We start from the raw sequence: 657 nt of genomic DNA on the forward strand, positions 1-657 counted from the left end.
GTTTTTCAAAATAGTCCTTATCCACTCCCGCTGGTGTCTCAATGTGGTCGCTAAGGAAGTAATCGAAAGCGGGAATACCCATACTGCTAACTTGTACACCCACCCACTTAACGATAAGAGATGCTGGGCGCATAGCCATAGTACGAATACGGCTTCCGCTACCGTGTCCTGCCAGGTCGATCAGAATATCGATCCTATCGTCTCGTATACGTTCGGCTAGTTGCTGATCGTCCAGATGATAAGTCGTCACCCAACGGGTCACACATTGGCGAATATGTTGATTAATGAAGTCTTGCCTATCACTATCGCTATAGGCATAAAGTTCGATGTCGGCCGGTAGGGCTGCCAATCCGCTGGAGACCATCCATCCCACAGGATGAATATGGAAATTGGATGAAACTAACCCAACACGAATGGGGCGGCTGTGATCCACTTCATGTACTCTGGGAATGGGAAAAATACGGTTATTAGTGGGCCCGAAGCGAGATTGCCAGGCTCTGGCCAGTTCTAGGATACCCTGAACAGTTGCTGCAGGATCGTAGTGCATTGAAAGAAGCTGGTTGGAGTAAGCTGCTACATAGTCGGGGGCTAACTCTTGTGCACGACGATAATGGTATTCCCCTTTTTCAAAGTTCGCCATGTCTTTGTAAAAGTTGG

At 48.2% G+C, this 657-nt stretch carries 1 protein-coding gene; it reads right to left on the bottom strand.

Annotated features, from left to right (window positions below):
* Positions 1-657, bottom strand: a 657-nt coding sequence (locus tag RMT89_RS40645) for a hypothetical protein (RefSeq protein ID WP_315888777.1), incomplete at both ends; no start/stop codon positions are given.

The organism is Streptomyces sp. P17, assembly GCF_032436805.1.
Taxonomy (GTDB): domain Bacteria; phylum Actinomycetota; class Actinomycetes; order Streptomycetales; family Streptomycetaceae; genus Streptomyces.